The sequence below is a fragment of the Streptomyces sp. RP5T genome (assembly GCF_003933965.1).
Lineage (GTDB): Bacteria > Actinomycetota > Actinomycetes > Streptomycetales > Streptomycetaceae > Streptomyces.
In genome coordinates, this window is record NZ_RSAJ01000007.1 from 13452 (window position 1) to 39342 (window position 25891).

The 25891-nt window shown below is 70.7% G+C and carries 26 protein-coding genes; 12 read left to right on the forward strand and 14 right to left on the reverse strand.

Going from position 1 to position 25891, the window contains the following annotated elements; genetic code table 11:
• Window positions 1-4: 4 nt before the first annotated feature.
• From EHS43_RS01455 to EHS43_RS01485, 7 genes are all read right to left on the reverse strand, one after another.
• On the reverse strand, window positions 5-1198 hold the full coding sequence (locus EHS43_RS01455) for an acetyl-CoA carboxylase biotin carboxylase subunit family protein (RefSeq protein ID WP_125188670.1): 1194 nt from the start codon (window positions 1196-1198) through the stop codon (window positions 5-7).
• Entirely contained in the window at window positions 1195-2484 is a 1290-nt protein-coding gene (locus tag EHS43_RS01460; RefSeq protein ID WP_125188672.1) for an ATP-grasp domain-containing protein, read from the reverse strand. The genes EHS43_RS01455 and EHS43_RS01460 overlap by 4 nt, the downstream gene beginning before the upstream one ends.
• On the reverse strand, window positions 2481-3827 hold the full coding sequence (locus EHS43_RS01465) for a hypothetical protein (RefSeq protein WP_125188674.1): 1347 nt from the start codon (window positions 3825-3827) through the stop codon (window positions 2481-2483). The genes EHS43_RS01460 and EHS43_RS01465 overlap by 4 nt, the downstream gene beginning before the upstream one ends.
• Window positions 3824-5065: an acetyl-CoA carboxylase biotin carboxylase subunit family protein gene (locus tag EHS43_RS01470; protein ID WP_125188676.1), complete on the reverse strand. Its 1242-nt coding sequence runs from the start codon at window positions 5063-5065 to the stop codon at window positions 3824-3826. The genes EHS43_RS01465 and EHS43_RS01470 overlap by 4 nt, the downstream gene beginning before the upstream one ends.
• 28 nt (window positions 5066-5093) lie before the next feature.
• Window positions 5094-6431 carry a coproporphyrinogen-III oxidase family protein gene (locus tag EHS43_RS01475; RefSeq protein ID WP_125188678.1) on the reverse strand — a complete coding sequence of 446 codons (1338 nt, stop codon included), beginning with the start codon at window positions 6429-6431 and terminating at the stop codon, window positions 5094-5096.
• Between the two features lie 18 nt (window positions 6432-6449).
• On the reverse strand, window positions 6450-8045 hold the full coding sequence (locus EHS43_RS01480; RefSeq protein ID WP_125188680.1) for a tryptophan halogenase family protein: 1596 nt from the start codon (window positions 8043-8045) through the stop codon (window positions 6450-6452).
• Window positions 8046-8117: 72 nt separating this feature from the next.
• Window positions 8118-8660, reverse strand: coding sequence for a flavin reductase family protein (locus EHS43_RS01485; RefSeq protein WP_125188682.1), 543 nt, complete (start codon window positions 8658-8660; stop codon window positions 8118-8120).
• A 400-nt stretch (window positions 8661-9060) separates the two neighbouring features.
• Here EHS43_RS01485 and EHS43_RS01490 point away from each other — a divergent pair, with 400 nt between their 5' ends.
• The 5 genes from EHS43_RS01490 to EHS43_RS01510 all read left to right on the forward strand — a co-directional run bounded on the left by EHS43_RS01490 (window position 9061) and on the right by EHS43_RS01510 (window position 13739).
• Window positions 9061-9720 (forward strand): hypothetical protein, encoded by a 660-nt coding sequence (locus EHS43_RS01490; RefSeq protein ID WP_125188684.1) that lies wholly within the window; start codon window positions 9061-9063, stop codon window positions 9718-9720.
• Window positions 9717-10388, forward strand: coding sequence for a hypothetical protein (locus EHS43_RS01495; RefSeq protein ID WP_125188686.1), 672 nt, complete (start codon window positions 9717-9719; stop codon window positions 10386-10388). The genes EHS43_RS01490 and EHS43_RS01495 overlap by 4 nt, the downstream gene beginning before the upstream one ends.
• A 100-nt stretch (window positions 10389-10488) precedes the next feature.
• Entirely contained in the window at window positions 10489-11832 is a 1344-nt protein-coding gene (locus tag EHS43_RS01500) for a hypothetical protein (RefSeq protein ID WP_125188688.1), read from the forward strand.
• A 35-nt stretch (window positions 11833-11867) separates the two neighbouring features.
• A complete protein-coding gene (locus EHS43_RS01505; RefSeq protein ID WP_312023400.1) occupies window positions 11868-13175 on the forward strand; it encodes a cation:proton antiporter in 1308 nt (435 codons plus the stop codon).
• 33 nt (window positions 13176-13208) lie between these two features.
• Window positions 13209-13739, forward strand: coding sequence for a hypothetical protein (locus EHS43_RS01510; protein ID WP_260470333.1), 531 nt, complete (start codon window positions 13209-13211; stop codon window positions 13737-13739).
• Window positions 13740-13770: 31 nt separating this feature from the next.
• Here the strand turns inward: EHS43_RS01510 and EHS43_RS01515 are convergent, their stop codons facing one another.
• Window positions 13771-14430 (reverse strand): MSMEG_1061 family FMN-dependent PPOX-type flavoprotein, encoded by a 660-nt coding sequence (locus EHS43_RS01515; RefSeq protein WP_125188690.1) that lies wholly within the window; start codon window positions 14428-14430, stop codon window positions 13771-13773.
• A gap of 153 nt (window positions 14431-14583) precedes the next feature.
• On the opposite strand from EHS43_RS01515, the gene EHS43_RS01520 reads away from it, so the two are divergent.
• Both EHS43_RS01520 and EHS43_RS01525 read left to right on the forward strand, forming a co-directional pair.
• Window positions 14584-15492, forward strand: a complete 909-nt coding sequence (locus EHS43_RS01520; RefSeq protein WP_125188692.1) for a GNAT family N-acetyltransferase — start codon at window positions 14584-14586, stop codon at window positions 15490-15492.
• A gap of 134 nt (window positions 15493-15626) precedes the next feature.
• A complete protein-coding gene (locus EHS43_RS01525) occupies window positions 15627-17213 on the forward strand; it encodes an amidohydrolase family protein (RefSeq protein ID WP_260470334.1) in 1587 nt (528 codons plus the stop codon).
• A gap of 112 nt (window positions 17214-17325) precedes the next feature.
• Here the strand turns inward: EHS43_RS01525 and EHS43_RS01530 are convergent, their stop codons facing one another.
• From EHS43_RS01530 to EHS43_RS01545, 4 genes are read right to left on the reverse strand one after another with little or no spacing between them, the layout of a single operon-like run.
• The gene (locus EHS43_RS01530) at window positions 17326-18546 is read right to left on the reverse strand and encodes an NAD(P)/FAD-dependent oxidoreductase (RefSeq protein WP_185806076.1); all 1221 of its coding nucleotides are present in this window, start codon (window positions 18544-18546) and stop codon (window positions 17326-17328) included.
• On the reverse strand, window positions 18539-18712 hold the full coding sequence (locus tag EHS43_RS01535; RefSeq protein ID WP_125188696.1) for a rubredoxin: 174 nt from the start codon (window positions 18710-18712) through the stop codon (window positions 18539-18541). Before EHS43_RS01535 ends, EHS43_RS01530 begins: the two co-directional genes overlap by 8 nt.
• Window positions 18709-18873 carry a rubredoxin gene (locus EHS43_RS01540; protein ID WP_125188697.1) on the reverse strand — a complete coding sequence of 55 codons (165 nt, stop codon included), beginning with the start codon at window positions 18871-18873 and terminating at the stop codon, window positions 18709-18711. The genes EHS43_RS01535 and EHS43_RS01540 overlap by 4 nt, the downstream gene beginning before the upstream one ends.
• Entirely contained in the window at window positions 18873-20048 is a 1176-nt protein-coding gene (locus EHS43_RS01545; protein ID WP_125188699.1) for an alkane 1-monooxygenase, read from the reverse strand. The genes EHS43_RS01540 and EHS43_RS01545 overlap by 1 nt, the downstream gene beginning before the upstream one ends.
• Before the next feature lie 104 nt (window positions 20049-20152).
• Here EHS43_RS01545 and EHS43_RS01550 point away from each other — a divergent pair, with 104 nt between their 5' ends.
• The 3 genes from EHS43_RS01550 (at window position 20153) to infA (ending at window position 22003) form a co-directional block, all read left to right on the forward strand.
• The gene (locus EHS43_RS01550) at window positions 20153-20737 is read left to right on the forward strand and encodes a TetR family transcriptional regulator (protein WP_125188701.1); all 585 of its coding nucleotides are present in this window, start codon (window positions 20153-20155) and stop codon (window positions 20735-20737) included.
• 253 nt (window positions 20738-20990) lie between these two features.
• Complete coding sequence (locus EHS43_RS01555) at window positions 20991-21782, forward strand: N-acetyltransferase (protein WP_125188702.1); 792 nt, start codon at window positions 20991-20993, stop codon at window positions 21780-21782.
• Window positions 21779-22003, forward strand: a complete 225-nt coding sequence (gene infA, locus EHS43_RS01560; protein WP_018565744.1) for a translation initiation factor IF-1 — start codon at window positions 21779-21781, stop codon at window positions 22001-22003. Before EHS43_RS01555 ends, infA begins: the two co-directional genes overlap by 4 nt.
• Window positions 22004-22103: 100 nt before the next feature.
• Here infA and EHS43_RS01565 read toward each other — a convergent pair whose 3' ends face one another.
• Together EHS43_RS01565 and EHS43_RS01570 are read right to left on the reverse strand one after the other, a co-directional pair.
• Window positions 22104-22691: a hypothetical protein gene (locus EHS43_RS01565; protein ID WP_125188704.1), complete on the reverse strand. Its 588-nt coding sequence runs from the start codon at window positions 22689-22691 to the stop codon at window positions 22104-22106.
• A 74-nt stretch (window positions 22692-22765) separates the two neighbouring features.
• A complete protein-coding gene (locus tag EHS43_RS01570; RefSeq protein WP_125188706.1) occupies window positions 22766-23497 on the reverse strand; it encodes a CBS domain-containing protein in 732 nt (243 codons plus the stop codon).
• A 406-nt stretch (window positions 23498-23903) separates the two neighbouring features.
• On the opposite strand from EHS43_RS01570, the gene EHS43_RS01575 reads away from it, so the two are divergent.
• Window positions 23904-25109 carry a globin domain-containing protein gene (locus tag EHS43_RS01575; RefSeq protein ID WP_125188708.1) on the forward strand — a complete coding sequence of 402 codons (1206 nt, stop codon included), beginning with the start codon at window positions 23904-23906 and terminating at the stop codon, window positions 25107-25109.
• A gap of 188 nt (window positions 25110-25297) precedes the next feature.
• Window positions 25298-25864 (forward strand): hypothetical protein, encoded by a 567-nt coding sequence (locus EHS43_RS01580; RefSeq protein WP_125188710.1) that lies wholly within the window; start codon window positions 25298-25300, stop codon window positions 25862-25864.
• Window positions 25865-25891: the final 27 nt, after the last annotated feature.

A 25891-nucleotide genomic window follows, 5' to 3' on the forward strand; every position in this document is an offset into this window, starting at 1 on the left:
AGAATCACCGGCTTGCCTGCCCATCGTCTTCCATGAGGAACTTCTCCGCGGACCCGTGATCCGGTGCCGTGAACAGGATGTGTCCGTGGCGCCGGTGGGGAAGTCTGATGTTGTCGAGCGCGTCGGGCTCCCGGCTGTCGGGTCCGGTGAGGACGACCTCCGCCTGGACGCCGGCAGGCAGGGCGGGCAGACGTCGTCCCATGCCGTCGGCGGTCCGGCCGAGGAACCGGACCCCCGCGATCCGGTGCGGGGCCGCCGGGGTGCGGGGCGCCTCGCCCGACAGCAGCGCGTCGTAGAACTGGCCGAACACCTTGATGTCCAGGGCTCGTTCCATCAGGAGCGGGATGAGGTCGCCGCCGAAGCGGGTGTGGATCTCGATGAGATCGACGGTCTCGCTCGTCACCTTCACCTCGGCGTGGATCGGGGCGGTGCCGATACCGAGGGCGGCCACGACGTCCTGGACGTAGGACGCGAAGCGGGGGTCGTCCTGCTGGGCGCGGGCGGGCAGCACGTGCCCGGTCTCGTAGAAGGAGGGAAAGCCGCTGGTCTCCTTCTGCGTCACGGCGAGCAGATGGAAGGTCCCCGCCAGGCAGATGCCCTCCACGCTGTACTCGGTTCCGGGGACGAACTCCTCCAGCAGGAGGCGGCGCCCGCGGTCCTGTTCGGCACGCGGATCGTCGAAGAGGTCCGCGTAGGACGACACCTCGGCGTGATCCCGTACGGCGCGCACGCCGATGCTGCCGGTCATGTCGACGGGCTTCACGACGAACGGGACGGGGAAGACGGCCGCGGTGCGGGGCAGGTCCGCCAGCGTGGTCACGGCGGACCGCACGGTGGACAGCCCCTGGTCGACAAGCCGCTGCCGGGTGGCGCCCTTGTCCCGGATCAGGTCCTCGACGGCGCTCGGCTCACCCGGCAGGCCCAGTCGCTCCCGGACCCGTGCGGCGAGGCCGAGATGCAGCTCCGAGAAGGACAGGACCTGCTCCGGGGAGAGCGCGGCCACCGCGTCCGTGACGTGGTCCGGTGTCATGTCGGCGACCTCGATCAGCCGGGACACCGGAAGCGTGCCGGGGACGACACCGAGGCCCTCCGCCCGGTCGACGAGTGCGACGTCGAGCCCGCGCAACCGTGCCTGCACCACCGCTTCGTGCAGGGTGTACGACGTGCGGGGCACCCCCACGAGCGCCAGGTACGTCATACGGCCTCCTCCAGTTCCGCCTTGAGAACGCCCCTGATCCGCTCGGCGGTGGCCTCCACCCCGGACCGGCTCTCCCCCTCCACGAGGAAGGCCGCGATGTGGTAGTCGGTGCCCTCCGGCAGCGTGACGAGGACGTCTCCCGGCTTCTTGATGACGTCCAGGAGAAGCACTCCCGGCAGTTCACGAGCCGCTTCCTCGCCCGTGATGTGGACGACCCGGCCCGGGCGTTCCACGTTGACCGCGCCGTACAGGCAGGCGCGGTCGGCGGCTGACGGGGGCACCTGGGGCAGGGTCCCCTCGGCCATGAGCCGTACCAGGGCGGTCAACGGATCCACGCCGGTCAGACGCTCCACGGCGAGAGGGGTGAGGAACCCCCCGGGGCGCAGCGCGCCCTCGATCACGACCGGTCCACGGTCCCCGACGCGGAGTTCCATGTGCGCCGCTCCTCTGGTCGCGCCCAGGGCGCGCGCGGCCCGCACCGCGACCTCGACGGCCCGGGCGACGTCGGCGGGGGCGAGGGAGACGGGGTGGACGCTGTGCACCTCGCCGAAGGTGGGGCCGGCGGCCGGGTGCTTCTCGAAGACGCCGAGGACCGCGTGACCGTTCTCGGACAGCAGCAGGTCGATGTTGAGTTCGGTGCCGCTGACGTACTCCTGGGCGAGGACCGTCGCCGTGTCGTCCGTGGGCGCGTAGAGGTCGGCGAGCCTGTTGGCCGACGCCTCGGCCCGGTAGAGCCTGCGGATGACGGACAGTGCCTCTTCGAGTTCGGTTCGCGTGCGGACGAGCATGACGGACTGGCTGTTGGTGGACCGGGGGATCTTCACCACCATCCGGCCGTCGGCGCACTGGTCCAGCGCCTCCGCGCCGGCGTCGGGCTCCGCGGCGTCGAAGGTCCAGCTGCGGGGGTGGGGCACATCGGCGTGCCGGAAGCGGGCGGAGGCGAGCGACTTGTCCCGGGCGGCGCGCGCGGCGTCCGGTGTGCAGCCGGGCAGGCCGAGCGCCTCGGTGATGAGAGCGGCGGTCTCCACCGCGCCCTCCCACACGGAGAAGGCCGCGTCCAGGGGGGCGTCCCGATGCAGCTTCCGCGCGAGCGTCACGGCCTCGCCGGGGCTGCCGTACGTGTGCACCACGACTCGCTCGGCAAGGGCCGGCGGCGCTGTCGGTGTCGGGCCCGCGGTGGCGGGGACGAGCAGGACGACCTCGTCCGCCGCGGCGAGCAGGGAACGCAGCAACCTCGGTGCGGCAGAGGCGTGCAGCGCGAGGACCCGTGTGCTTCGAACCGTCATAGTCCTTCGCTTCCAGACACCGCGAGTCCGGCAGGGATGTGTTCGTCGAGCGGTTCACAGGCCGCGGGCGCGAAGAACGCGCCCTGGTGGACGTTGGCGACACCATCGGTTCCGGCGGGGACGCCGCGGGCGAGGAACCCCGCGCAGTGACCGTCCACGTAGAGGCAGCCGACGCCCACTTCGAAGGGCGCGCGTCCGCCGGGGACAGGAAGATCGAGGCTGCCGGAAGCCACGTGGTCCTGGAGGACGTGCGGGCGGTCGAGCGCGGCGGCGAGCCGTTCGTCCCACACCTCGGCCGGCACGGCACGCCCGATGACCACGCCCCTGCCTCCGTAGCCGATCGCGGGCTTGAGCACGAGGTGCTCGCGTTCGGCGCGCGCCCAGGACAGGACGTCCGGGGTGAGCAGGCGGGTGGCCGCCACTCCCCCGGGCCCGTCGGGCGGTTGCTCGCCGTCCTCCGTCGCCAGCATCGCCTTGTTGCCGAGCAGGCTGAAGACGGGCGGTGCCACATAGACGGGTCCACCGCGTGCGTGGCAGGCGAGGGCGGCGTCGACGAATGTCCGGTACCGGGGCGTGATGACCTCGTCGTAGGTGAAGCAGCCGTAGACGAGGTCGACGCGTTGTCCGCCGGCCTCGGCACGGGCGCCGTCGAAGGAGATCTCCGAGGTGCGGGCCACCGTCGCTGCGAAGCCCTGGCCGGTCAGGTAGTGCGCGGCGTCGTGGGGGATGGGGATGTCGGCCTCTTCGTCTGTGACGGCCAGCACGATCCGGGGGCGGGGCCCGTCCGGCGGCACGTCGACCAGACGCCGGAGTGCGCTCCCCCAGGGCACGGCCGGCCGGGGCAGGCGCTCGCCGGGTGACTCCGAGCGGAACAGCTCGGCGGCACCCGGCAGTTCGTCCACGACCTCGGCGTACCGGTCGAGGATGCCGATGCCGCCGACGGTCGGGCCGACGTTGATCTCGACCAGGCGCGGCCCGCCGGGGCCCAGGACGAAGTCGGCGCGGGCGAAGGAAGCGGCCATGTCCAGTGCCGCGGGCGTGTGCATCGAGGCCAGCCATGACGCCTCGTCAGGGGGGTGTCCCAGGCCGCCGAGCGTGCTGCCGGAGCCGTCGGCCAGAGCACGGGACGCCCGGTCACGCAGCCGTGCCATGCAGGTGCGGGTCGTGTCCCACATGACGCGCGCCGCGCCGGAGGAGACGACCAGGGGCGCGAAGGCGGGCCGGATGCGCCGGTAGCCCTCGTGGTGCGCCGCGAAACGTGCGGGCAGCGCGGTGCCGAGCTGGCTGAACGACGCGTCCCAGGCGGCGTCCGGCACCCGCAGAGCCGGTTCGTTGCTCCTCATGAGCCGGACGCCTCCCTGGCAGCCGCTTCGTCGGCTCGCGGCGACTGCGCCAGCATGAAGTCGATGTTCTCGCGCACCGCACGGTGGGCGGGGGCGCGGAACAGGGCCCGCCCGGCGCGCCAGTACATCAGGCGCACGCCTTCGTAGGCGCGCAGTTTGGGTTCGGCGGTCGCGTCGACCTCCAGCTGTACGACCGCCTCGGGGTGCGGGAAGTCGTACGAGGCCCAGCGGAAGGGCGATCCGACGGGGGCGCTGAAGAAGCCGACGCCCCAGACCGCGTCACGGTTCTGGTCGCTCGACGCGGGCCGTGTCCCGTCGAGCATCGCGGCGAAGTAGGCCTCGAAGGGTCGTACTCCACAGCTCTTCTCCAGCAGCCGCACGATGTCGTCGCCGCCGTAGCGGGTGTGCAGCTCGATGAGCTCGACGGCGTCGTCGGTCATCTTCAGTTCGGCGTGCACCGGAGAGGTCACCACGCCGAGCGCCGTGACGCAGCGTTGCAGGTAGTCCCCTGCCCGCGCCCCCCACTGCGCGCTGTGCGCACTGGGCATGAGGTGCCCGACCTCGACGTAGTGGGGGGAGCCGGTGTTCACCTTGTCGGTCAGCGCGAACACGTGCAGTTCGCCGTCGACGACCAGGCCTTCGACGCTGATTTCGACACCGGGTACGTAGCTTTCGACGAGCAGCCGGTGACGGTCGAACCGCTGGGCCGTCTCGCGCTGGTACTGCTCGATCAGCGGCGCCACGTCCGCGGGTGAGGCGACCAGCCGGACGCCGGCACTTCCCGTCAGCTGACGGGGCTTGACGACGACCGGCAGGTCGACGGCCGCGACGAGGTCGGCGACCTCGTCGAGCGTCGTCTCCCAGTGACCGACCCGGGTCAGCCCGTGCTTCTGCAGGAGGCCTCGGGTGCGGAACTTGTCGGCGACGGTCAGCTCGGTGTCGGCCGCCGTGCCCAAGTGGCCCACGGCCGTGCGAACCCGGGCGGCGAGCTCCATGGTCAGCTCGGTGATCGACACGATGCAGTCGGGCCCGATCCGGTGCGCCGCCGCGACGAGTTCGGGCTCGTCGAGGACGGGGACCGGGACGCGCTCGTACGTCGGGTCGTCACCGAGGGAGCTCAGTGTGTCCGCGGTGTCGACCACGTGCAGCCGAGCGCCCAGCCGCTCGGCGTCACGTGCCGCCGGGGCGAGCTCGTGGCTGCTCCACGGGACACCGACCACCATGATTCGCCTGGCCATACTCCACTTTCCGTTCACGCGGCGGAGGTCACAGGGTGACGCGGTTCGAATAGTGCGAGTCGAGTTCCTCGACCCAGCTGTCGTGGATCTCCCGTTGCGGGTCCTCGAAGAGGTCCACCGTGATGTTCGGGATCCACTCCTTGCCCTTGTCCGTGAGCCGCAGCTCGCCGTCGTCGATGAGGGCGTATCCCTGCTCGACGAGGTTGTCGAGGAAGACCCGGGTCCGCGCGTCGTCGGGGATGCGGTCCAGCGGTGTGCGGAAGAACTTCGGGAAGAACACCATGCCCCGGTTGCGGGGGTCCGCAAGGAGCGCCGACACCTTGTTGACCGGCAGCTTGCCCTCTTCGATCTGCTCCACGTAGGGGTCGGGGGCGAGCGTGTTGGCGTAGCTGTAGCCGTTCAGGTAGCCGCGGGCCGAGGCGCCGACGGCCAGGGTCTCGGCACGGTGCTCGCCGAACCCGCCGCCCCACAGCAGGCGGTAGTACTCGGAGCCCTGGGGGTTCTTGGCGTACACGTGGTCGGTGACGTGGTGGTAGCCGAGTTCCTTCATGCGGCGCTGCACGAGCTGCCCCATCTGGGGCCGCATCTCCGCGGGCGGCCTGCGCGGGTACGTGCCCTTCTCCATGCCGAGGAACGTGCTCTTGGGCATGGCGTAGTAGGACATGTAGTAGTAGTCGACGCTGTCGAACCCGCAGTTGCCGAGTTCCTTGAGGTCGCGCTCCACCGCGGCCAGGGTCTGGCCGGGCATGTAGTACATCATGTCGACGTTGATGTCCTCGAAGCCGAGCTCCTTGGCCCGCTCATTGGCCGTGAGGGCGTCCTGCACCGTGGCGGCGATGTTCATGGTCATCCGCAGCGGCTCGTCGAACGTCTGGATGCCGTAGCTGAGCCGCTTGGTGCCCTGCGAGGCGAGGAACTCCAGCAGCTCCGGGTTGCACAGCCCGGCCGGCTCCCCTTCGAAGGTCCACTCGGCGTCGGGTTCGATGGCGAAGTTGCGGCGCAGCGCCTCGTACAGGCGCTTGATCTGCGGGACCGTGAGCAGCGAGGGGGATCCGCCGCCGAAGTACACCGCGCGGAAGGTCATGCCCTGCACGTAGGGCAGCCGGCCCAGCATCTCGATCTCCCGCAGCAGCGCGACCACATAGCGCTCGTACACGGAGACGTCGCGCTTGACGCGCACGTGGAAGGGGCAGAAGGTGCACCGCTTCTCGCAGTACGGGATGTGCAGGTAGAGCAGGTTGTCCGTGGCTTCCGGCTTGGGGCTGTCGAGCACCCGCAGGAAGTCGGAGAACGGGGCGACCTGTGGGTCGGTGTGCCGCTGCAGCGGGTAGAAGTGGTGCGTCACCGGCACCAGCGTTTCGTACACGGCCGTGCTTCCCCTTTCCTACTGAAGTCCGTGGAGGGACCGCAGGTACCGGTAGTTGTCGCCGAGTCCCTCGGCGTGCAGTTCCTGCTCCTTGCGGATCGCGCTGAAGTGCTGCTCGGCGCCGGCGACGGACTCGGGCCGGTGGTCGAGGATCGGCAGGGGGTGGTCGGGCATGAGGCCGAGTCCGGCGAAGATGCAGTAGTAGCTGCCGTTGGTCCAGAAGTTGCGGAACTCCGCCCCGGGGTCGCCGTAGTAGGTGTCGGCCGTGGTGTACGGCTGGTTGATGGGCAGACCGGCCTTGTACGCCTCGACCTTCTCCAGGATGTTGTCGGTGAGCTTCAGCTCCTTGTTCGCGCGCCAGAACTCCGTGTCGTTGCGCGGCGAGAAGTAGAAGTGCGCCTGGATGAAGTCCCGCGTGTCGTCGAACATGACCTCGATCTCGCGGTTGAAGCCGTCGATGAGGGCCTGGTCGAACCGGCGGTCGGGGAAGTGCTTGACCAGCTGGTAGATGGCTCCGTACGTGAAGTGGATGCCCGTCGACTCCAGCGGCTCCAGGAAGCAGGAGGCGAGGCCCACGCTCACGCAGTTGCGGACCCAGGCGCGGCGGTTGCGCCCCACACGGAAGCGGATGCGGTTGACCTGCGTGGCGTCGGGGTCCAGCCCCCACAGCCGGCACAGGTCCTGCGCGGCACGGTCGTGGTCCGCGAACCGGCTGGAGAACACGTAGCCGCTGCCGAACCGGCCGAGCAGCGGGATCTTCCACGTCCACCCGGACTCCATCGCGATGGCCGAGGTGTAGGGCTCGATGCCGTTCTTCTCGTCGTCGTGGGGTACCGAGGTGGCGACCGCGCTGTCGCACAGCAGGTGGTCGCTCATGTCGATGAAGGGTTCCTCCATGGCCTGATTGATGAGCAGGCCGCGGAAGCCGGAGCAGTCGATGAACAGGTCTCCGGGCAGGGAGTGTCCGTTCTTCGTCCGCAGTTCGGTCAGGAACCCGCGCTCGTCCTTGAGGACCTCCGTCATCTCGTCCTGCACATGGACGACGCCCTGCTTGCCGGTCGCGTAACGGCGGAGGTAGTCCGCGACCAGGTGGGCGTCGAAGTGCCAGGCGTAACGGGTGGCGGGCCCGCCGTCGGCCCACCTGGGCGCCCGCTTGGCGTCCATCATCGCCGGCTCCTTGAAGCAGGCGTAGTCGAACGGAAGGTCGGTCTCGCCCAGGGCACGCTTGCGGTACCAGTAGTGGGACAGCGGGATGCCGTCATGGTTCGGGAGGAGTCCGAACGGATGGTAGAAGTGGTCGCTGCGCCCCTCGTGGGGCCTGCCCTCGGCCTGCGCGGGGCCGGGCGTGCGCCAGTTGATGAACTTCACGGCCGTCTTGAAGGCGGCATTGCACTCGCGCATCCACTCGTCCTCGGGGATGCCGAGGTAGTTGAAGAAGGCGTTCTGCAGCAGGGGGATGGTGGCCTCACCCACACCGATCTTGGGTATGGAGGGCGCCTCCAGGACGGTGATGGTCGCCGTGCCCTGCAGCGCCTTGCCGAGGTACGAGGCGGCCATCCAGCCGGCCGTCCCGCCGCCGAGGATGACGACGTTCCGAATCCTGTGATCTTCCATTTCTTCCCCTCGCCAAATGAGTGGACACGAAAGAGAGTCGGATGATCGGGCGTAGCACCCGCAAATGATCGTTCAGCCTGTGTGGACTGGCCACGAAGCGAACGTGCGCAGTCCGTACATCAGCGGCGAACCCTTCGACGTGCCGTCTATGCGAGTGACGCGTCCCAAAGTCAGCACGTGATCTCCGACTTCATGGGTCTCGGTCAGCGCACATTCCGCCCAGGCGAAGGAATCGTCCACCAGCCATGGAATTCCGGCGATCCCAGCAGGTTCCCAGTTGACTTTCTGGAAGCGATCAGGGACCGGAGTGGAAAATATCCTCGCTGCTCGCTCGCCCTTCTCATGGAGCAGGTTGACGCCGAATACCCGACTCCGTTGCATCGCGTCGAGCACGGGGCTCGCGCTCTTCACGGACACCAGCAGGGTCGGCGGCTCCAAGGTGACACTGACGAGGGAGGAGCAGGTCAAGCCGTATGGCTGCCCTGTCGCAGGACAGCGGGTGGTGATCACGGCGACACCGGTGGGGAAACCACTCATGAGGTCCGCACCGGCGCGCGGAGAAACGTAGGAAACACCAGTCGATGCCGAACCCGATCCGGGCATCAACTCCCCCATTCAGCACGACTGCGTCCTGATAAAGGTTCGCCACGGCGCGGATATGGCAGATCGTTCGGAACCCTGACGAGGGTTCCTTGCCGGTGCCACGCAGATCGCTGATGCGCCGTACAGTTCGGGGACTGTACATAAGCCCGGGTGGGCCGCACAACATCCGCTGTCATTGCGTCAGAGTTTGGCCGAAACGCTGCATGGTTTGCCCGGGACCGCGAGGGTCCTGGTGTACTACCAGTTGCATCGGGGTAAGGTGCGCAGTTGCCGCTGGCGTATGCCACTCGCATGTCGGCGGTGCAGTGCTCGGGTGCGCCGGGATCGGACGGACTTCCCTTGCTGTGGCGTGCCCTGCGGGCTTATTCGCGTTGGTCAGCAAGTCGTCCAAGCCTGTTGAGGAGTATGTTCCATGACCCAGCCTGGCGTGGGGCCCTCGGTGCCGACCCTGCTCGGGCGGCAGCCACGGCCCCCTGCCCACACGGGTTTCGATCGACTGGCGGTCGTCGTGGCCGCCCCCGACATGAAGCGTCTGGAGCTCGCCGTCGACGACCGTCGCGGCAAGCTCGCCGAGGCGGCCGAGTACGCCCGCGAGAACGCGAAGTGCTACTCGGACTGGTTCACCCGGAACGGCCATGCCAGTCCCCTGGCCGGCCAGCTCCGGGCCGTCGCCGACGGACGGCCCCTGCGTGGCCCCGCCCCCGTACGGGCTTTGCTGCACTGCGAGTTGTCCCACGGAGTGCTGATGGGCGTGCAGGACTTCGACGCGGTACGCGGCCCGGTCCGGGTGGAGTACGCCGCGGCGGGGGACGAGTTCGCGGGCTTCCGGTCCACGGTGACGTGCGGTGCCGGCGAGCCCGTCCTGCGGGACGACGCCGGCATTTTCGCCTCGGTCTTCCAGGGGCCCGACGCCCGGACCGGCATCACCCGGGACACCGAGCGGCTCCTGTTCCTGGTCTTCGACGCACCAGGTCTGAGCCCCGAACGGTTCGAAGCGGCGGTGCACGACGTCTCGGCACTGCTCGACGAGGCCGGCGGAGCTCCTCGCGCCGAAAGAGTCGACCTCGCATGAGGGTCAACGGCACGGTCCGCTCCGTCTGGGACGGGCCGTTACCCCCCGCGCACGAACGCCGGGTCCTCATCCACGTGTCCGACCGCGATCCGAAACCTGACGTCGTCACGGCCGCCCTCGACTGGCAGCAGGCCCGCATCGGATCGGTGTTCGTGTCCGTCGGAGCCCGGCACGCCGGAAGCGACGACGAAGCCGAACTGGTCCAATCCCTGCTGCGCATGGGGTACTTGCCGCAGCAGACCACGTTCTACACACCACGTGAGGTGCGCCGCCTCCCGGAGCTGGCCGACATCGTCAGCGAGCTGTGGCGGCGATCGACGGACGATCATCTGCCCACACCGCCCGACCATCGGGCCCCCGCCGTCGCCGAACTCCTGGCGGTGGGTGCCACGGACACGTTCGGCATCCCCGACTCCCTGGTGGACGCCGCCCGTCACACCGCGGCCTGTCTGAACCGACTGCTCGGGTCCAGCGAACTACCGCTAGCGACCGCCGGACCGGCGTCCCCGCCCACGAGGCACCCGCATGCCGTTTCCGCTCCGGTGACTCCTCCTGGTCCGGCGGACGGCCCGACGAGGCGCCAGGACGCCCGTCGGCTGCTTCGCACCGGAGGGGTCCAAGTCACCCTGGAGTGCGACCAGTTGCTCAGTCTGCTCTGTGACATCTAGGAAGCGCGCGGCCTGAGGGGATCGAGCCGATCGTGCCGACGCCGGTCGGCAGCCCCCGCCAGGACCTTTGGTACGCCACCTTCTGACTCCTGGAGCCCTCATGAAGGCACCGTCGGTTGTCCGTGCTGTTCTCGACTTCGACGTGGCGGAGTACGTCTCCACGACACGCGCGGTGGGAAGGCATCACCTCGATCCCGAACTGCGCAACCGTATGGCCGAGTTGTATCTGGACCTGCGCGACGCACTTCACGAGCCCGACGCCGTGTTCGACCGTCGGGAGCTGCGCGTGCTCCGCTTCGCCGAACTGGCGCTGCAAAGCGAGTGGAAACTCGCCGACCCCTCGGGCGGCACGGACTGCGCGGGCCTGCTGAACACGGTGAGCGGCCCCCGGGGCAAGCGCTACCAGCCCTACGCGAACGTACGCCTTCTCAATCAGGTGCTGGGAACCCGACGCGGTTCCAGCGACGCGTCCATCGAGTACCGCTGCCGGCAGACACTGCGGTTCCTCGTCCGTTCCTGGCTGGAGTACGAACGACGCTCGTCGAACGGCACGGAGACGACATGGGGGTGGCAACGCCCGCTGACGCCGGACGCGATGAGCGAGCGCCTCGACCGCCTCGCGCGGCTGCGGCAGGACACCGCCGACTGGCCGTCACTGCCACGGCCGCATCCTGTTCCTCCCGCTCGCTGGCATCACTACGTGGGCGACGCGGGGCGCAGCGACACCCTCGAGTACCTGGTGAACCTGCCCCAGACGCAGCATCACGACGAGAACGCGTTCCTCCGGGTCATCCACCTGACCGAGGTGACGACGTCCGGCATCCTGGCCCGCACGCTCGGAGCCAAGACATGGCTGGAGGCGGGAAGGCTGCGGGAGGCCGCGATGTGCCTGGAGCGCGCCGCCGCCCTCGCGTCCCTGCAACTGGACGTGATGCGGGTGCTGCGCCGGACCATGTCGGTGGAGAACTTCCTCGGCTTCCGCAAGGAGACCGGAGACGCGAGCGCGGTCCAGATGACCTCCTCGCAGGCCCTGCACGTGCACCTTCTCGGCGTACACCCCCTCAAGGTGGAGGCCCTCGAAGGGGTCCCCGAGAACGCCTTCCTGCTCTTCCACCTCAACGACCGCTTCCGCCCCCTGCGCTCCCTCCTGCATGAGCTGCCCACCGACCGCGACGAGGCCGCCCAGGTACTGGCCGCGGCGCGTGATCTCGACGAGACGCTGTACGCGTGGCGCCGGCTGCACCTCGGACTCGCTCATCGCTATCTGCCGAAGGACTCGATGGGCTCGGGAGGCACCTCCGGAGCGCCGTACCTGGCCGGCTTCTACCAGGACCGACTCTTCGACCACGCGGGCGAGTTGACCCCGCACCCGGTGCCCGTCACCTCGCCCGCCCTGGAGGGCCGGCCGGTGTGGGCGCGTGCGGTCTTCTCCCCCATGAACTGAACGGGCCAGGTTGACTCAGAGCACGAGGAGAACTTGTGTCCAACGCCGAACAGATGACCCGCCTTCTGATCTCCTTGCCCGTCGTGATCCTGGCGTGCCGTGCCGGTGCCGCGGTGTTGCGTCGCCTCAGGCAGCCGCCCGTCGTGGGCGAGATCGCCGTCGGAATCCTCCTGGGCCCGTCGCTCCTCGGCCGGCTCTGGCCGCAGGGCCATGCCTACCTATTCCCGCAGGGTGTCATCGACCACATCGAGGTGCTCGGACAGCTGGGACTGCTCGCCTTCATGTTCTTCGTCGGCCTGGAACTGGACCCGGGCCGCCTCAGGGGGAACGGACGGGCCGCCGTCGTCGTCAGCCAGTGCAGCATCCTCGTGCCGTTGCTGCTGGGGTCGTTGCTGGCCCTGGCCATGTACGGCTCACTGGCTCCTCGGGGCGTCAGCAAGGGCGCGTTCGTGCTCTTCGTCGCGGTGGCGCTGAGTGTCACGGCCTTTCCGGTCCTGGCCCGCATCCTCATCGACGACGGGCTCTATCACACCCGGTTGGGCAGCTTGGCCATGACCTGCGCCGCCGCGAACGACGTCATGGCCTGGTGTCTGCTCGCCGTGGTGGTCGCGGTCGCGACCGGCGGCACGTCCCTCGCGTTCCTGAGCACCCTGGCCCTGCTGGTGGGCTACTTCGCGGTGATGCTGCGGGTGGTGCGTCCCGCGCTCGCCCGGGCGAGCCGGCTCCGGCGGTTCACCGTGGGCGGAGAGAACCATGACGGACTGGTCCTGGTGCTGCTGTTCAGCGGGTTGTGTCTGTCCGCGCTGGCCACCGACGCCATCGGGGTGCACGCCATCTTCGGCGCCTTCCTCTTCGGTCTCGTCGTGCCACGGCGAACGGTCGTGGTGGAGCGGGCCGCGACCCGGATGCGCTCGGTCACCGAACCCCTGCTGCTCCCCCTGTTCTTCGTGACGACCGGCCTCCACACCGACATCGGTCTCCTTGCCTCCGATCCGAGGCAGTGGCTGTGGTTCAGCGCCGTGCTGTTCGTGGCCGTCGTGGGCAAGTGGGGCGGCGGCGGGGGCGCCGCGCGTCTGAGCGGCATGCCGTGGCGGGAGTCCCTCGTGCTCGGGGCGCTGCTGAACTGCCGGGGCCTGACCGAGCTCATCGTCCTGAACGTCGGCCTCGATCTGGGGGTGATCTCCGAGAGCATGTTCACCATGCTGGTCCTCGTGGCCATGCTCACCACCGCGGTCACCTCCCCGGCGGTCAGGGCGCTCGGCACGGGGGCACCCATCGTGCCCGCCCGTGAGGAAGAAAGGGTCACCGCGCGAGACGTTCCTGAGCGTTCTCAGCCAGGATGATCCAGGAGCGGGTTCCTGTGCGGGAGGTCAGGCATGTGGTCGATCACTTCAAGGCCGGTGTCCCGGCGTCTCGCCGCCGCGCTCGCGGTCGCTGCGGGCCTGGCCGCGGTCTCGGGGTGCACGGTTCCCATCGACGCCGTGACCGGCATCTCCGTGACCGGGGACGGCCATCTGCTCGGCGTCATCATGGTCTGCGGCCACGAGATCGACGGCGCGACCCTCTCCGTGGACGATGACGACGTCGACGAGCAGGCGACGGTGGGTTCATGGACCGCCGGCCGTCCCCTGCGTGCGGGACTCACCACCTGGACCCTCGACGCGCCTGCCGCAGGCTGGAAGACGACCAGGCCCCTCACCCCACTCAACTCCAGGACCGCCTACGCCCTGTACGGCTGGACCAAGGACAACTCGTGGTCGTCGAGCGCTGTTTCCTTCGGCCTGGCCGACCGGGCCCGGCTCACCCCGGGCCAGGTCCGCTACGACCGCATCTCGGAGAACGGCGACGAATCCGAAGTCACCGTCTCCCTGGCCCGGTTCGAGGCCGACGCCTGCCGGGACATGTGACGCCCCTGCACGCACTGAGCCAGCGGGCCCGTCACTCGTACCGGTACTTCAGCGAGTCCGCCTCCACCTGCTCGATGTCGGCGATCGTCAGCTCCGGCATCCGCAGCTGGGCCAGGGTCACCTCCGCCGAGCTCGGCTGCGCGTCCGCGGGCAGCCACTGCTCCGGCTTCCAGGCCGCGCTGCGCAGCAGCGCCTTGGGGCAGTGCGGGTAGACCTCTTCGATCCCCACCACCAGCGCACTGGCCGGCGGCTTGCCCACGGCGGTCAGCTGGGACAGCAGCTCCGGGTCGGTGGAGACGCAGGCCCGGCCGTTCACTCTGAGTGTCGTGGTCCGCCCCGGGATGACGAACAGGAGCCCGGCCCGCCCCGTGGCCATGACGTTGTACAGGGTGTCGAGCCGCTTGTTGCCGGTCGCGTCCGGTATCGCCACCGTGCGTGCGTCCAGGACGGCCACGAACCCTGCGGGTCCGCCGCGTGGCGAGACGTCGCAGTTGCCCTCGGCGTCCGCGCTGGCGACCATGACGAGCGACGCGCAGGCTATCAACTTCCGTGTCTGCTCCGTGAGTTCGGTCATCTGCTTGCGTATGGCCGCGTCACTGGGCAGCGCGTAGACCTGACGCAGCGCCTCCGGGTCGTGCACGGCGTCGAGGCGGAGCAGGTCGAAGGCACTGTCGGCAAGGGGTTGCGTCATGCGACCGACCCTAATGGCCGGGCTGCGGCTGTGCGCCGCGTCAGCCGGCCCCATGGGCTTCCGCGCCGATCGGTTGATCACCACGGGACCGGGCGGAAGACTGTCGCGGTGTCGTGCCTGTAGTCGACACCGCTGCCTGGGGAGTGTCCTGCGTTGCCAGATCTCGAACCGCGGCTGCCTCCGGGATACCGGGCGCGTCCGGTCACCGCCGACGACACCGCTGATGTCCATCGCCTGGTCGCGGCCTGCGAGTTCGCGCTCTTCGGGAGCGTGCATTCCGATCCCGGTGGCATCGCCGCCGTCCTCGCCCGACCCGGTCTGGTCCCGGAGCTGGACACCCGCCTGGTGCATGACCAGGCGGGACAGCTGGTCGCCCGGGCCTGGGTCGACAAGCGCTCCGAGGTGGACGTGCATCCCGCACACCGGGGCCGTGGCCTGGGCCGCGCGCTCGTGGCCTGGGCCGAGGCGAGGGCACGGCAGGCGGGCAGTGCCCGCATCGTCCAGACCGTGGCCGACGGCGACACGGAAGCCCTCGCGCTGCTGCGCTCGCGCGCGTACGAACCGATGGTGACCGAGTGGCTGCTGGAGTTTCCCCTGGAGCAGGAACCAGCCGTGCCCGAGGTGCCCGCGGGCATCACGGTCCGGCCGTTCCGGGCGGGCGACGAGCACCACGCCCACCAGCTCGTCGAGGACGCCTTCGACGAATGGCAGCAGCGGCGCAGAAGCTATGAGGAGTGGGCCCGGCACACCGTCGCGCGCCCGTCCTTCGCCCCCGCCATGTCGGCACTGGCGTTCGCCGGCGGCCACCTGGTGGGCGCCGTGCTCTCCCTGGACCTCCCGGACTCGGGCGAGGCCTACATCGAGCAGGTCGCCGTGCGCCGCGACCACCGCCATCGCGGCATCGCCCGCCTCCTGCTGCGCACCGCCTTCCTCGCCGGCCACCGGCACCGACGCCGGACCTGCACCCTCGCGACCCACTCGGACACGGGCGCACTGGACCTGTACCTGCGTGTCGGCATGACAGTGCGGCACAGCTCCACGGTGTTCCGGAAGGACCTGTGAGCCGGTCACCGGGTGGTCCCAGCAACACCCCCACATGCACCGTCTGGCCGCACTGTGCTGTCGCCCCGCGTCCGCCAGAGTCGTGAAGGTCGGCGGGCTCTGCCGACGGACGCAGCAGCGGGAAGGGAAACGGCATGTCCGACACGACAGTTGGGGCACCACACGGCATGGCCCGACGAGGATTCCTGGCCGGGGCCGCCGCCGTGACGGGTACGGCGCTGACGAGCACGGTGTCCACCGGCACGGCACGCGCGGCCGGGGCGAGGGCCGAAAGCGGCGCCGACAGCGGCCCGTTGGCGCTCACCCACGTCACCGTGATCGACGGATCGGGAGCACCCCCGGCGCCCGGCATGACGGTCGTGGTCGAGGACGGTCGCGTCACCGGCCTCGCCCCGAGCGCACACATCCGGCTCCGCCCGGGCACCCGCACGGTCGACCTGACCGGCAAGTACCTGATCCCGGGGCTGATCGAGGCGCACACCCACAGCGACGGCCCGGAGACCGTGGTCCCGGCGCTGTACGCCCTCGCCGGCGTCACCACGGTCCGGGAGATGCGAGGTCAGCCGGTCCACCACGAGTGGCGCGAGAAGATCCGCAGCGGTGCCCTGCTCGGCCCCCGCTGGGTGGTCGGCAGCCCCATCGTCGACGGCACGCCCTCCCTGTGGGCGGCCGACGTCGGCCCGACGATCGAGGTGCGCGACGCGGCCGAGGGCCGCCGAGCCGTGCGGCGGGTCAGGCGCGAGGGCGCGGACTTCGTCAAGGTGTACTCCCGGCTGTCCCGTGAGGCCTACTTCGCCATCGCGGACGAGGCCCGGCGCCAGGGCATCCCCCACCTCGGTCACTGCCCCGACACCGTACGGATCGCGGAGGCGAGCGCCTGCGGCCACCGTTCCATCGAGCACCTGCACGCACTGCTCCTGGCGACCTCGCGGCACGAGAAGGAGATTCGGCGCCGTCTGGCCGCCGTACGGATCGATCCGCGCGATCCCAGCAGCCTGTCCCGGTACCACAGTTGGTTCCAGCAGGTGCATCCCCTCGAATGGCGGGCGGTGCAGGGTTACGACCGGGACCGGGCGGACGCCCTCTTCCGGAGTCTGTCGGCCGACGGGACCGTGGTCGTCCCCACGCTCAGCGTTCACCACACGCTGGAGCGGCCCGAGGACGTGCCCGCCCGGGCCGAGGAGCGGAAGTACCTGCCCGCGTGGCAGGTGGAGAGCTGGCCGGACCAGCTGACGGCCCTGATCGGCGGGCGCACACCCGAGCAGGAACGGCAGATCCGGCAGATCTTCGCGCACCGGCTCCGGCTGGTGAGGGAACTGCGCGACATGGGCGTAAGGCTCGCCGCGGGCACCGACACCGGCACGGGATACCTCGTCCCCGGCTTCGCCCTCCACGACGAACTGGCACTGCTCGTGTCGGCCGGTCTCACCCCGGCCGAGGCCCTGCGCGCGGCCACGCGGGACGCGGCCCGCACCCTCAGGCTGCCCGATGTCGGCACCGTGGCCCGTGGACAGGCCGCCGATCTGCTGGTCCTCGATGCCGACCCGCTGCGCGACATCCGCAACACCCGTCGCATCCATGGCGTGGTCGTCGACGGCAGGTGGATCCCGCCGGAGGAGCGCCACCGGTTGCTCGCGGCCGTGGAGGAGGCCGCCGCGCACACCCCGCCGCCCGAGGAGGGGGCGACCATGACGGGCTGCGGCTGCGGCGGACACCCCTGACGACCCTCGCACGGCGCCGACGATCACCGTGGCGGTCGGGGCGCCGGTCGGCGAACCACCCACCGGATGTTCAGTACAACGTGTTCGACCCCGGCGCCGCACACGGGCGGCATCACCCGGCGGCCTGTGTGGCCCACGGTGTCGGTACGGCGGCTTGGGACGGGCTCGTGTACCCCTGTTCCAGGACCGTCCGCAGGGCGCGGAAGTCGTGGGGTCTGCCGACGGCCACGGCGCCCACGGGGTGCCCGTTCGCGGTGGCCAGGGCGGCGAAGTCGAAGTCGCCGATGTCGCCCTGCACCGTCAGGGAGTCGGCTTCGGCGCAGTGACCGGCGATCTGCAGCATGACGCCGTACTGGTCGGTCCACGACCAGGGCACCGCGGTGAAGGGTCTCCCGGCGCCGAGCATGTTCCGGGCGACGGCGGCGGCGTGTTGCTGGGCGTGGTTCCACTGCTCCACGCGCACGTGTCGTCCAAGGACCGGGTCGGGGTACAGCGCCACGTCCCCTGCCGCGAAGACACGGGGATCGCTGGTCGCGCCGAACGCGTCGACGCGTATGCCGTCGCCTGCGTCCAGGCCGGCCCGCGCGGCCAGTTCCACGTCGGGCCGCATGCCGGCGGCGACCAGCACCGTGTGCGCGTCCCAGCTCCTGCCGTCTGCGCTGGCTGCCGCCGGCATGCCGCCGTCCCTGCGGGTGAGTCCTGTGAGCGTGACCCCGGTGTGCACCCGGGTCCCGTGGGCGCGGTGGAGCTCCAGGACGGCGCGGCGCAGGGGTGCGGGCAGGACCCGGCGCAGGGGCTCCGCTTCGGCCTCCAGGACCGTGACGTCGAGTCCGGCCGAGCGAGCGCTCGCGGCGACTTCCAGGCCGACCAGTCCCGCGCCGACGACCAGCAGAGGACCGCCGGACATCAGGTCGGCGCGGAGAGCGGGCACGTCGTCGAGGCCGCGCAGGGTGTGCACACGGTCGTGTCCGGTGGCGTACGGCAGGATGCGCGCGCGTCCTCCGGTCGCCAGCAGCAGCCGGTCGTACGGCAGCCGGCTTCCGTCGGAGCATTCAAGGACCCCGCCGGAGACGTCCGTGACCCTCGTGCCGGTGCGCAGTTCGATGCCCTGTTCCTGCCAGGTGGCCGGGGGCTGAAGGCGGAGCCGCTCGTGTGCCAGGGCCCTCTTGACGAGGTCCTTGGACAGCGGCGGACGCCGGTACGGGGCGTGCGGTTCCTCGCCGATCAGGAGGATCCGGCCGTCGAATCCTTCTTTGCGCAGGGTGAGCGCGGCGGTCGCGCCGGCGACTCCGGTGCCGACGACCGCGATGGTGCGGGGCGTGGTCTCAGGCACGGGACGCCTCGACCATCTGGAAGTCGGCCTTGGCGGCACCGCAGTCGGGGCAGGACCAGTCGTCCGGGATGTCCTCCCAGCGGGTGCCCGGGGCGATGCCCTCCTCCGGCCAGCCCTGTGCCTCGTCGTAGACGAAACCGCAGACCAGGCATTCCCAGATCTTCACGCCGGCTCCTCGAAGTCGATCTTCTCGCGGACCCCGCAGTCCGGGCAGGGCCAGCTGTCGGGCACGTCCGCCCAGGCGGTACCGGCGGGAAAGCCCTCGCGCGGCGCACCGGTCCGTTCGTCGTACACATAGCCGCAGACAGGGCACAGGTGACGGCTCATCAGCGGCTCCCGTGGCGGGCGAGGACCTTGGCCCGCGCGCGGGGGTGGATGTTGGCCCGGGTCACGTCGCCGTCGTAGTGGGCGAGGAGCCGGGGGTCCATCACCCGCCGCCACAGCGGCGGAACGACGGCGAGCAGGATCATCCCCGCGTACCCGGTGGGAAGTTGCGGCGACTCCTCGAAGTGGCGCAGGGCCTGGTAGCGCCGGGTGGGGTTGGCGTGGTGGTCGCTGTGCCGCTGCAGGTGGTAGAGGAAGACGTTGGAGGCGATGTCGTCGCTGTTCCAGCTGTGCTGCGGGGTGCAGCGCTCGTAGCGGCCCGCGGGTGTCCTCTGCCGCAACAGCCCGTAGTGCTCCAGGTAGTTGACGACCTCCAGCAGGCAGAAGCCGATGACCGCCTGGGCGGCCAGGTACGGCAGCACCCGGGGCCCGAACGCGGCGGTGAGCGCGGCGAACAGCACCGCCGAGAGCGCCCACGCGCCGAGCACGTCGTTGCCCGGGTGCCACGGGCTGCGGCCCAGTCGGGCGAGCCGTTCCTTCTCCAGGTGCCAGCCCGAGCGGGCGCTGCCGTACACCGAACGGGGCAGGAACCGCCAGAAGGACTGGCCCAGACGGGAGCTGGCGGGGTCCTCGGGGGTGGCGACCCGCACATGGTGGCCGCGGTTGTGCTCAATGTAGAAGTGCCCGTAGCAGGTCTGGGCGAGGGCGATCCGGGCGAGCCGGCGTTCCAGCGCCTCCTTCTTGTGGCCCAGTTCGTGCGCGGTGTTGATGCCGATCCCGGCGACGATGCCGAGGGTGACGGTCAGCCCCGCCCCGTCCGCGACGGACAGGCCGCCACCGGCCCACAGCCGGCAGGCCAGCACCAGCCCGGCGTACTGGAGGGGCAGGTACAGGTAGGTGCACCAGCGGTAGTACCGGTCCGACTCCAGCCAGGTCAGGACGCTGTCGGGCGGGTTGTTGGAGTCCTTGCCGACCAGGAGGTCCGCCAGCGGGATCACGCCGAAGACGACCAGCGGCAGCAGCCACCAGAAGAAGCCGTGCCCCGTGGCCGTCGCCAGTCCCCACGCCGCGAACGGGAAGGCGGGCAGCACGAGTCCGAGCAACCAAAGGTAGCGCTTGCCGTCTCGCCAGGTCACCGTCGACGCCGGCGCGCCGAGCGGATACGAGCTCCCTGCCATGCCCCACCTCCATTGGACACTTTGAATGGAAACTGTCCAGAAACTAGACAGTAATAAGCGTGAGTGTCAATGGATCGGGAGCCGCTCGTTAGGATGGGGCCGAGATGACGCGCTATCGAGAATCGGTCCGCTCCCTGCTCAAGGAGCGGATCCTGGACGCCGCCCACGAGCGGGTCGCGGCCGACGGCTGGGACCGCCTGAAGATGACCCATATCGCCACCACCGCGGGGGTGAGCCGGCAGACCGTCTACACGGAGTACGGCTCCAAGGCGGCCATCGGACAGGCCCTGGTGATGCGCGAGGTCGAACGCTTCCTCACCGGCATACAGGGTCAACTCCTCGCGCACCCCGACGACATGAGGGCCGCCATCACCGCCGCCATCGGGCACACCCTGCGCACGGCGGCCGACAACTCGCTGCTCAAGGCCATCCTGACCAGCAGCCGGGGCGGTGACGAGGATCTGCTCGCCCATCTGACGACCCGCTCCGAGCCCCTCCTCGACACCGCCATCAGCATGCTCACCGCCTACGCGACGGAGGTCTGGCCCGATATCGACGCGCACTCCCGGGACCTGGCGGTCGAGTCGGTGGTGCGCCTGACCGTCAGCCACCTCGTCCAGCCCACCCTGCCGCCGGACCTCTCCGCGGAACGCATCGCCGAGATCACCATGCGGGTCGTACAGGCCTGAACGGCCCGTCCGGGAAGGGCACGCCGACGCCCGCAACGCCCCGTTCACGGAGGACAGCGGCCGGATCGAAAAGGGTTTGAGCCGGACCGGCCCCGCTGCTAGGTTCCCGGTGGATCGTGAAGTCGTCGTAGGGAGGTGAGCCCCGTGAACGCAGTAACCCGTGGGTGCTCCCTCACTCCGTCACGGTCCGGCGGCTGACGTTCGGTGTCGCCGGGAGCGCCTGAGATCGAGGCACTCCTGGAGGGAGACTCCGATGAACACAACGCCTTTCACACCTGGCCTGAGCGAGCACGCGGTAGTCATCACACGCGTCACGGACCGGCACTGGCACGCCCTGCACGACGCCCTGGTGGTCGGCCGCGGACATGCTCAACACCGGCCCGACGGACGCCTGTTCGTCAGTGTCGACGCCTGGCACGACACCGCTTTCGACCGACTTGCCGCAACCATGTCGGCGAGCCTTCCGGGGCCCCTGTACACGGTGGTCGACGAAGCCGACACCGAGCTGACGGCCGCCTGGCTGCGGGCCGGGTTCGCGGTCCGGCGCCGCGAGTGGGAGTACGCCGTGCCGACCGATCCCCGTCTCACGGGACTCGGCACGGTCCTGCCGCCCTCCGGCGTGACAATCGTCCCGGCCGGTCAGGCGGACGAATCGCTGCTGCGGGCGGTGGACCGGGAGATCCGTGGCGAGGTCGAGGCGACGGTCGGGTGGCATTCGATGCCCGCTGAGGTGGTTCCGTGCCGCGACGGCGACACCCTCGTCGACCCGTCGAAGTACGCGGTGGCCGCGGCAACCGACCGCTACCTGGGGCTGATCCGGGTGGTGACGGCGATCCGGCCGCGCATCGGGCTGGTCGCGGTCCGGGCCGACGCACAGCGCCGGGGCGTCGCGCGGGCCCTGCTCGCCCACGCGCTGGGCATCCTGCACCAGTCCGGCTTCGCCGAGGCCTGGACCGAGGTCCAGGAGTCCAACCGAGCAGGCTCGGCACTGTTCGAGGGCATCGGCGCCCGGCCGATGAGCAGCAACCTGGAGCTGGTGCGATGACGAGGAACAAGAACGTCATCGAGGTCGAGGGCCGGGTCGTCGAGTGCCTGCGCAGCGCCATGTTCACCGTGGAGCTGGAGAACGGCCACCAGGTCCTCGCGCACGTCAGCGGCAAGATCCGCAAGAACTACATCAGGATCATGCTTGAGGACCGGGTGCTGGTGGAGCTCCCGCCGTACGACCTGACGCGCGGCCGGATCGTCTTCCGGTACCGGAACTAGCGGGCCTGCGCCCGCCCGCAGGGCCACGTCGGGGCCCGGTCACGGAGTTCGCGTGACCGGGCCCCGGGACGGCCTCTTCGGCACCCGTCCCGGCACCTGGTCATGTCCTTCCCCCGCTCGGGGCGACGCGGGCCCACTCCGTCTCCCAGTCCCGCAGCCGCCGCCGTTCCAGCCGCAGCCTCGCCAGGCAGCCGCAGCCGTAGGGGACGGAACCCGCGACAAGAGCCACCAGGACGCCCGTCAGCGCGGACTGAAGACGCGCTTCCTCCGCGCCGGGGGGTTCGCGGACCAGGTTGCCTCCGTGGTCGATCCACACCTTCACCGACGTGTCCGCCGAGCGGCCCGGCACCACCCGGGCCAGTCCGGTACGGACGGTTCCGTCGGGAGCCGTCCAGCGGACCCTGGCCTGCACCGTGCCGCCGGTGCCGTCACCGGTCAGCGCCGGGGTCCGGTCCGCATTCTCGGTGAGCACGGCCGACACGGGGTGCGCCGCGGCGCGTCGGGCGTCGAGGGTGTCCTGCGTGACCGCGGCCGCCGCCTGTCCCGCGAACAGGCCGACCAGCAAGGCGGCGATCCAGGTGGCGAGGACGATCCACGCCTCCACCACGTCGCTGCGCCGCCGCAGCGGATTGCGCCGCCACCGCCACAGCCACACCCTCCTCGGACGCGCGCGACCCGTCCTCGCCATGAACCGCCACCCCCTCTCCTCTCACCTCGCCACGTCTCACGCGGACGCGCCCGGGGTCCGACCGGACACGCCCGTCAGGCCGAGGAGCCGTCCGGCCGGTCCTGCCGGGTACCGCCCGCCGACGTCATGGCGGGAAGGTCCGGATCGAGGTCGGGCCGGCGCGGTGGGCCCAGCAGCGCGCAGTCCACGTCCACCACTCCCTCCACGGCCCGCACCAGGCGTACCGCGACGGGCACGATCGTCGTGTCCCGCACCCGGCCGCTCAACGTCACCAGGCCGTCGCGCACCTCGACCCGGATCGGCTCGACCGAGTCGGGGAAGAGCAACGGGACGACCTCGCGGCGCACCTCCAGGGCGATGTCCTCGTCGTCGCGCAGGAACACCTTGAGCAGGTCGGAGCGGCTGACGACGCCCTGCAGCACCCCGTCGCCGTCCACCACCGGCAGCCGTTTCACCTTGACCAGCGCCATGGTCCGCGCGGCCTGGGCCAGCGTCTCGTCGGCCCGTGCCGTGACGGCGGGTGCCGTCATCAGCTCCTCGGCGGTCCGGGCTCCGACCTTGGACAGGTCGGAGAGCCGGCGCAGACGGGCGTACCGGTCCGGGTCCCCGTCGCGGAACTCCTCCTTGGGCAGCAGGTCCGCCTCCGACACCACGCCCACGACCCGGTACTCGCGGTCCACGACCGGAAGGGCGCTGATCCCCCACCGGCCCATGGCCTTCACGATGTCCTTGAACGACGTGTCGCACACCAGGGCGACGACGGTACGGGTCATCACGTCACTGACCAGGTACGGGGTGCCGGACATGTCGGCCTCCGGTGTTCGGGTACCACGCCTGTCTTCAGGTTGCGCCACGAACACGCGCGGCGCATGGGCCGGTCGGCCCACGTCAGGCGGGCCGCCGTGACCTGGTCGCGGGGGACGGGACAGGGGCGGACGGCCTGGCGCGGGACCGGGCGGCGGACGGCCTGGGGGCGAGTCCACCGGCCCCGCCGGAAGCCCGGTCGCCCTGGGCCGAACGGCCCTGGTCCCGGCCCGGTCGGTCCCGGTACGCGGCAAGGTGCCGGGACCTTGGTCCCGACCTCGGCGCCGATGGTCCCGCACGACCCCACTCGGGCCCGAAACAGCCGTAAATGCCGGAATCGCTGTTGCTATACAAGGTCGACCGCCATGTGATCGGCGGCTCCGATTCCCCACTGTCCCGGGAGACTTCATGCTGTCCGCCGAGTCCGCCGCCCTCGTGAAGGCCACCCTGCCCGCCGTGGCCGGGGCCCTCGACGAGATCACCACCCGGTTCTACGCCGCGATGTTCCGCGACCGGCCCGAGCTGCTGGACGGGATGTTCAACCGCGGCAACCAGGCCAGTGGCGCCCAGCGACGGGCACTGGCCGGTTCGATCGCCTCGTTCGCGACCACCCTGCTCGCCGAACCCGGCACCCGGCCCGACGCCCTGCTGGCCCGGATCGCCCACAAGCACACGGCGGTCGGCGTCACCGACGACCAGTACACGATCGTCCACAAGTACCTGTTCGGCGCGATCGCCGAGGTCCTCGGTGACGCCGTCACCCCGGAGGTCGCCGCCGCCTGGGACGAGGTCTACTGGCTGATGGCCGGCGCGCTCATCGCCCAGGAGGCCCGTGTCTACCAGGAAGCGGGGGTGGAGCCGGGCGCGACCTGGCGGCCGTGGACGGTCGTGGAACGCCGTGAGGAGACGGCGGACGTGGTCTCCTTCCTGCTGCGCCCGGCCGACGGACGGCCCGCCCCGGCGGCGCGGGCCGGACAGTACGTGAGCGTGCGGATGCGGATGCCGGACGGTGTGCACCAGCTGCGCCAGTACAGCCTGTCCGGGGACCCGGGCGGAGAGCTGCGGCGCATCACGGTCAAGCGGGTCGCCGGCGGCGAGGGCGCCCCCGACGGCGAGGTGTCGGACCTGCTCCACCGCACCGTGCGGCCCGGCGACGAACTCACCCTGTCCGCCCCCTTCGGCGATGTCGTCCTCGACGAGGCCGACACCCCGCTGGTCCTCGTGTCGGCGGGCATCGGCTGCACGCCCATGGTCGGCATGCTGGCCCGTCTCACCGCGACCGGCTCCACCCGTCCCGTCCTCGTCCTGCACGCGGACGGCGCCCCGGACGAACACGCCCTGCGCGCCGAGACCCGGGAGCTGACCGACCGGCTGCCGGGGGCGCGGAGCGTGTTCTGGTACGAGCGTCCCGGCGCCGCCGAGCCCGACGCCCGCGTCGGCCTGATGGACCTCGACGGAGTGCACGTGCCCGCCGACGCCACCGTGTACCTGTGCGGTCCGCTGCCCTTCATGCGCTCGGTCCGCACCCAGCTGCTGGAGCGGGGCGTCCCGGCGCGCCACATCCGCTACGAGGTCTTCGGCCCCGACCTGTGGCTGCCGGACACCGTGGCCTGAGACCGGACGGACGCACCTCGGGCGGGGACCCGGGCCGCACACGCGTCCTCGGAAATGGGGCTGAACGGCCCACCCGGTGCCGGGAACGGGTCCCGAGCGGCCCGGTGCGGGCGGCTCCTCGGCCCATGTCGCGCGGCTCCCCCGACTGTCACCGTCGAAGACGGGACACCCGAGGGAGGTGTGCGGACATGGGCGGCAGGTGGTTCTGGCGCTGGCGGAGCAACCCGTTGCGACGCCGGGACGACGTCGTCGAGGCGTGGGTCGTGCTGGCGGTGTGGGCGGTCGTCGCGCTGGGCGGCACGGCCGCCGGGCTGGTGACGGCACACGCCGCCGACAACGTGTTCGCGAGCCAGCGGGCGGACCGGCACCCCGTCGCGGCGGTCCTGCTCACCGACGAGTCGAAACGCACGTCGGTGGTCCGCGCGTCGAGCGACAAGTCCTTGGGAACGGTCCGCTGGACGGCACCCGACGGCTCGGTCCGCACCGACCGGACACTGGTCGAGACGGGGCTGCGGGCCGGCAGCCCTCTCGTGCTCTGGCAGGACGCTCACGGCAGGCTCGCCACCGCTCCGCCGAGCCCACGGCGGGCCGCCGCCGAGGCGGGCTTCCTGGGCGCCCTCGCCGGCCTCGCCCTCGCCGGCACCGTCCACGCGGCGGGAGCCGTCGTGCGCTGGCGGCTCGAACGGCGGCGGGTCGAGTCCTGGGGCCGGGAATGGGACCTGGTCGGCCCGCAGTGGGGGCACCGTACCGGCTGACACGCACGTGCAACGGCACTCGACCAC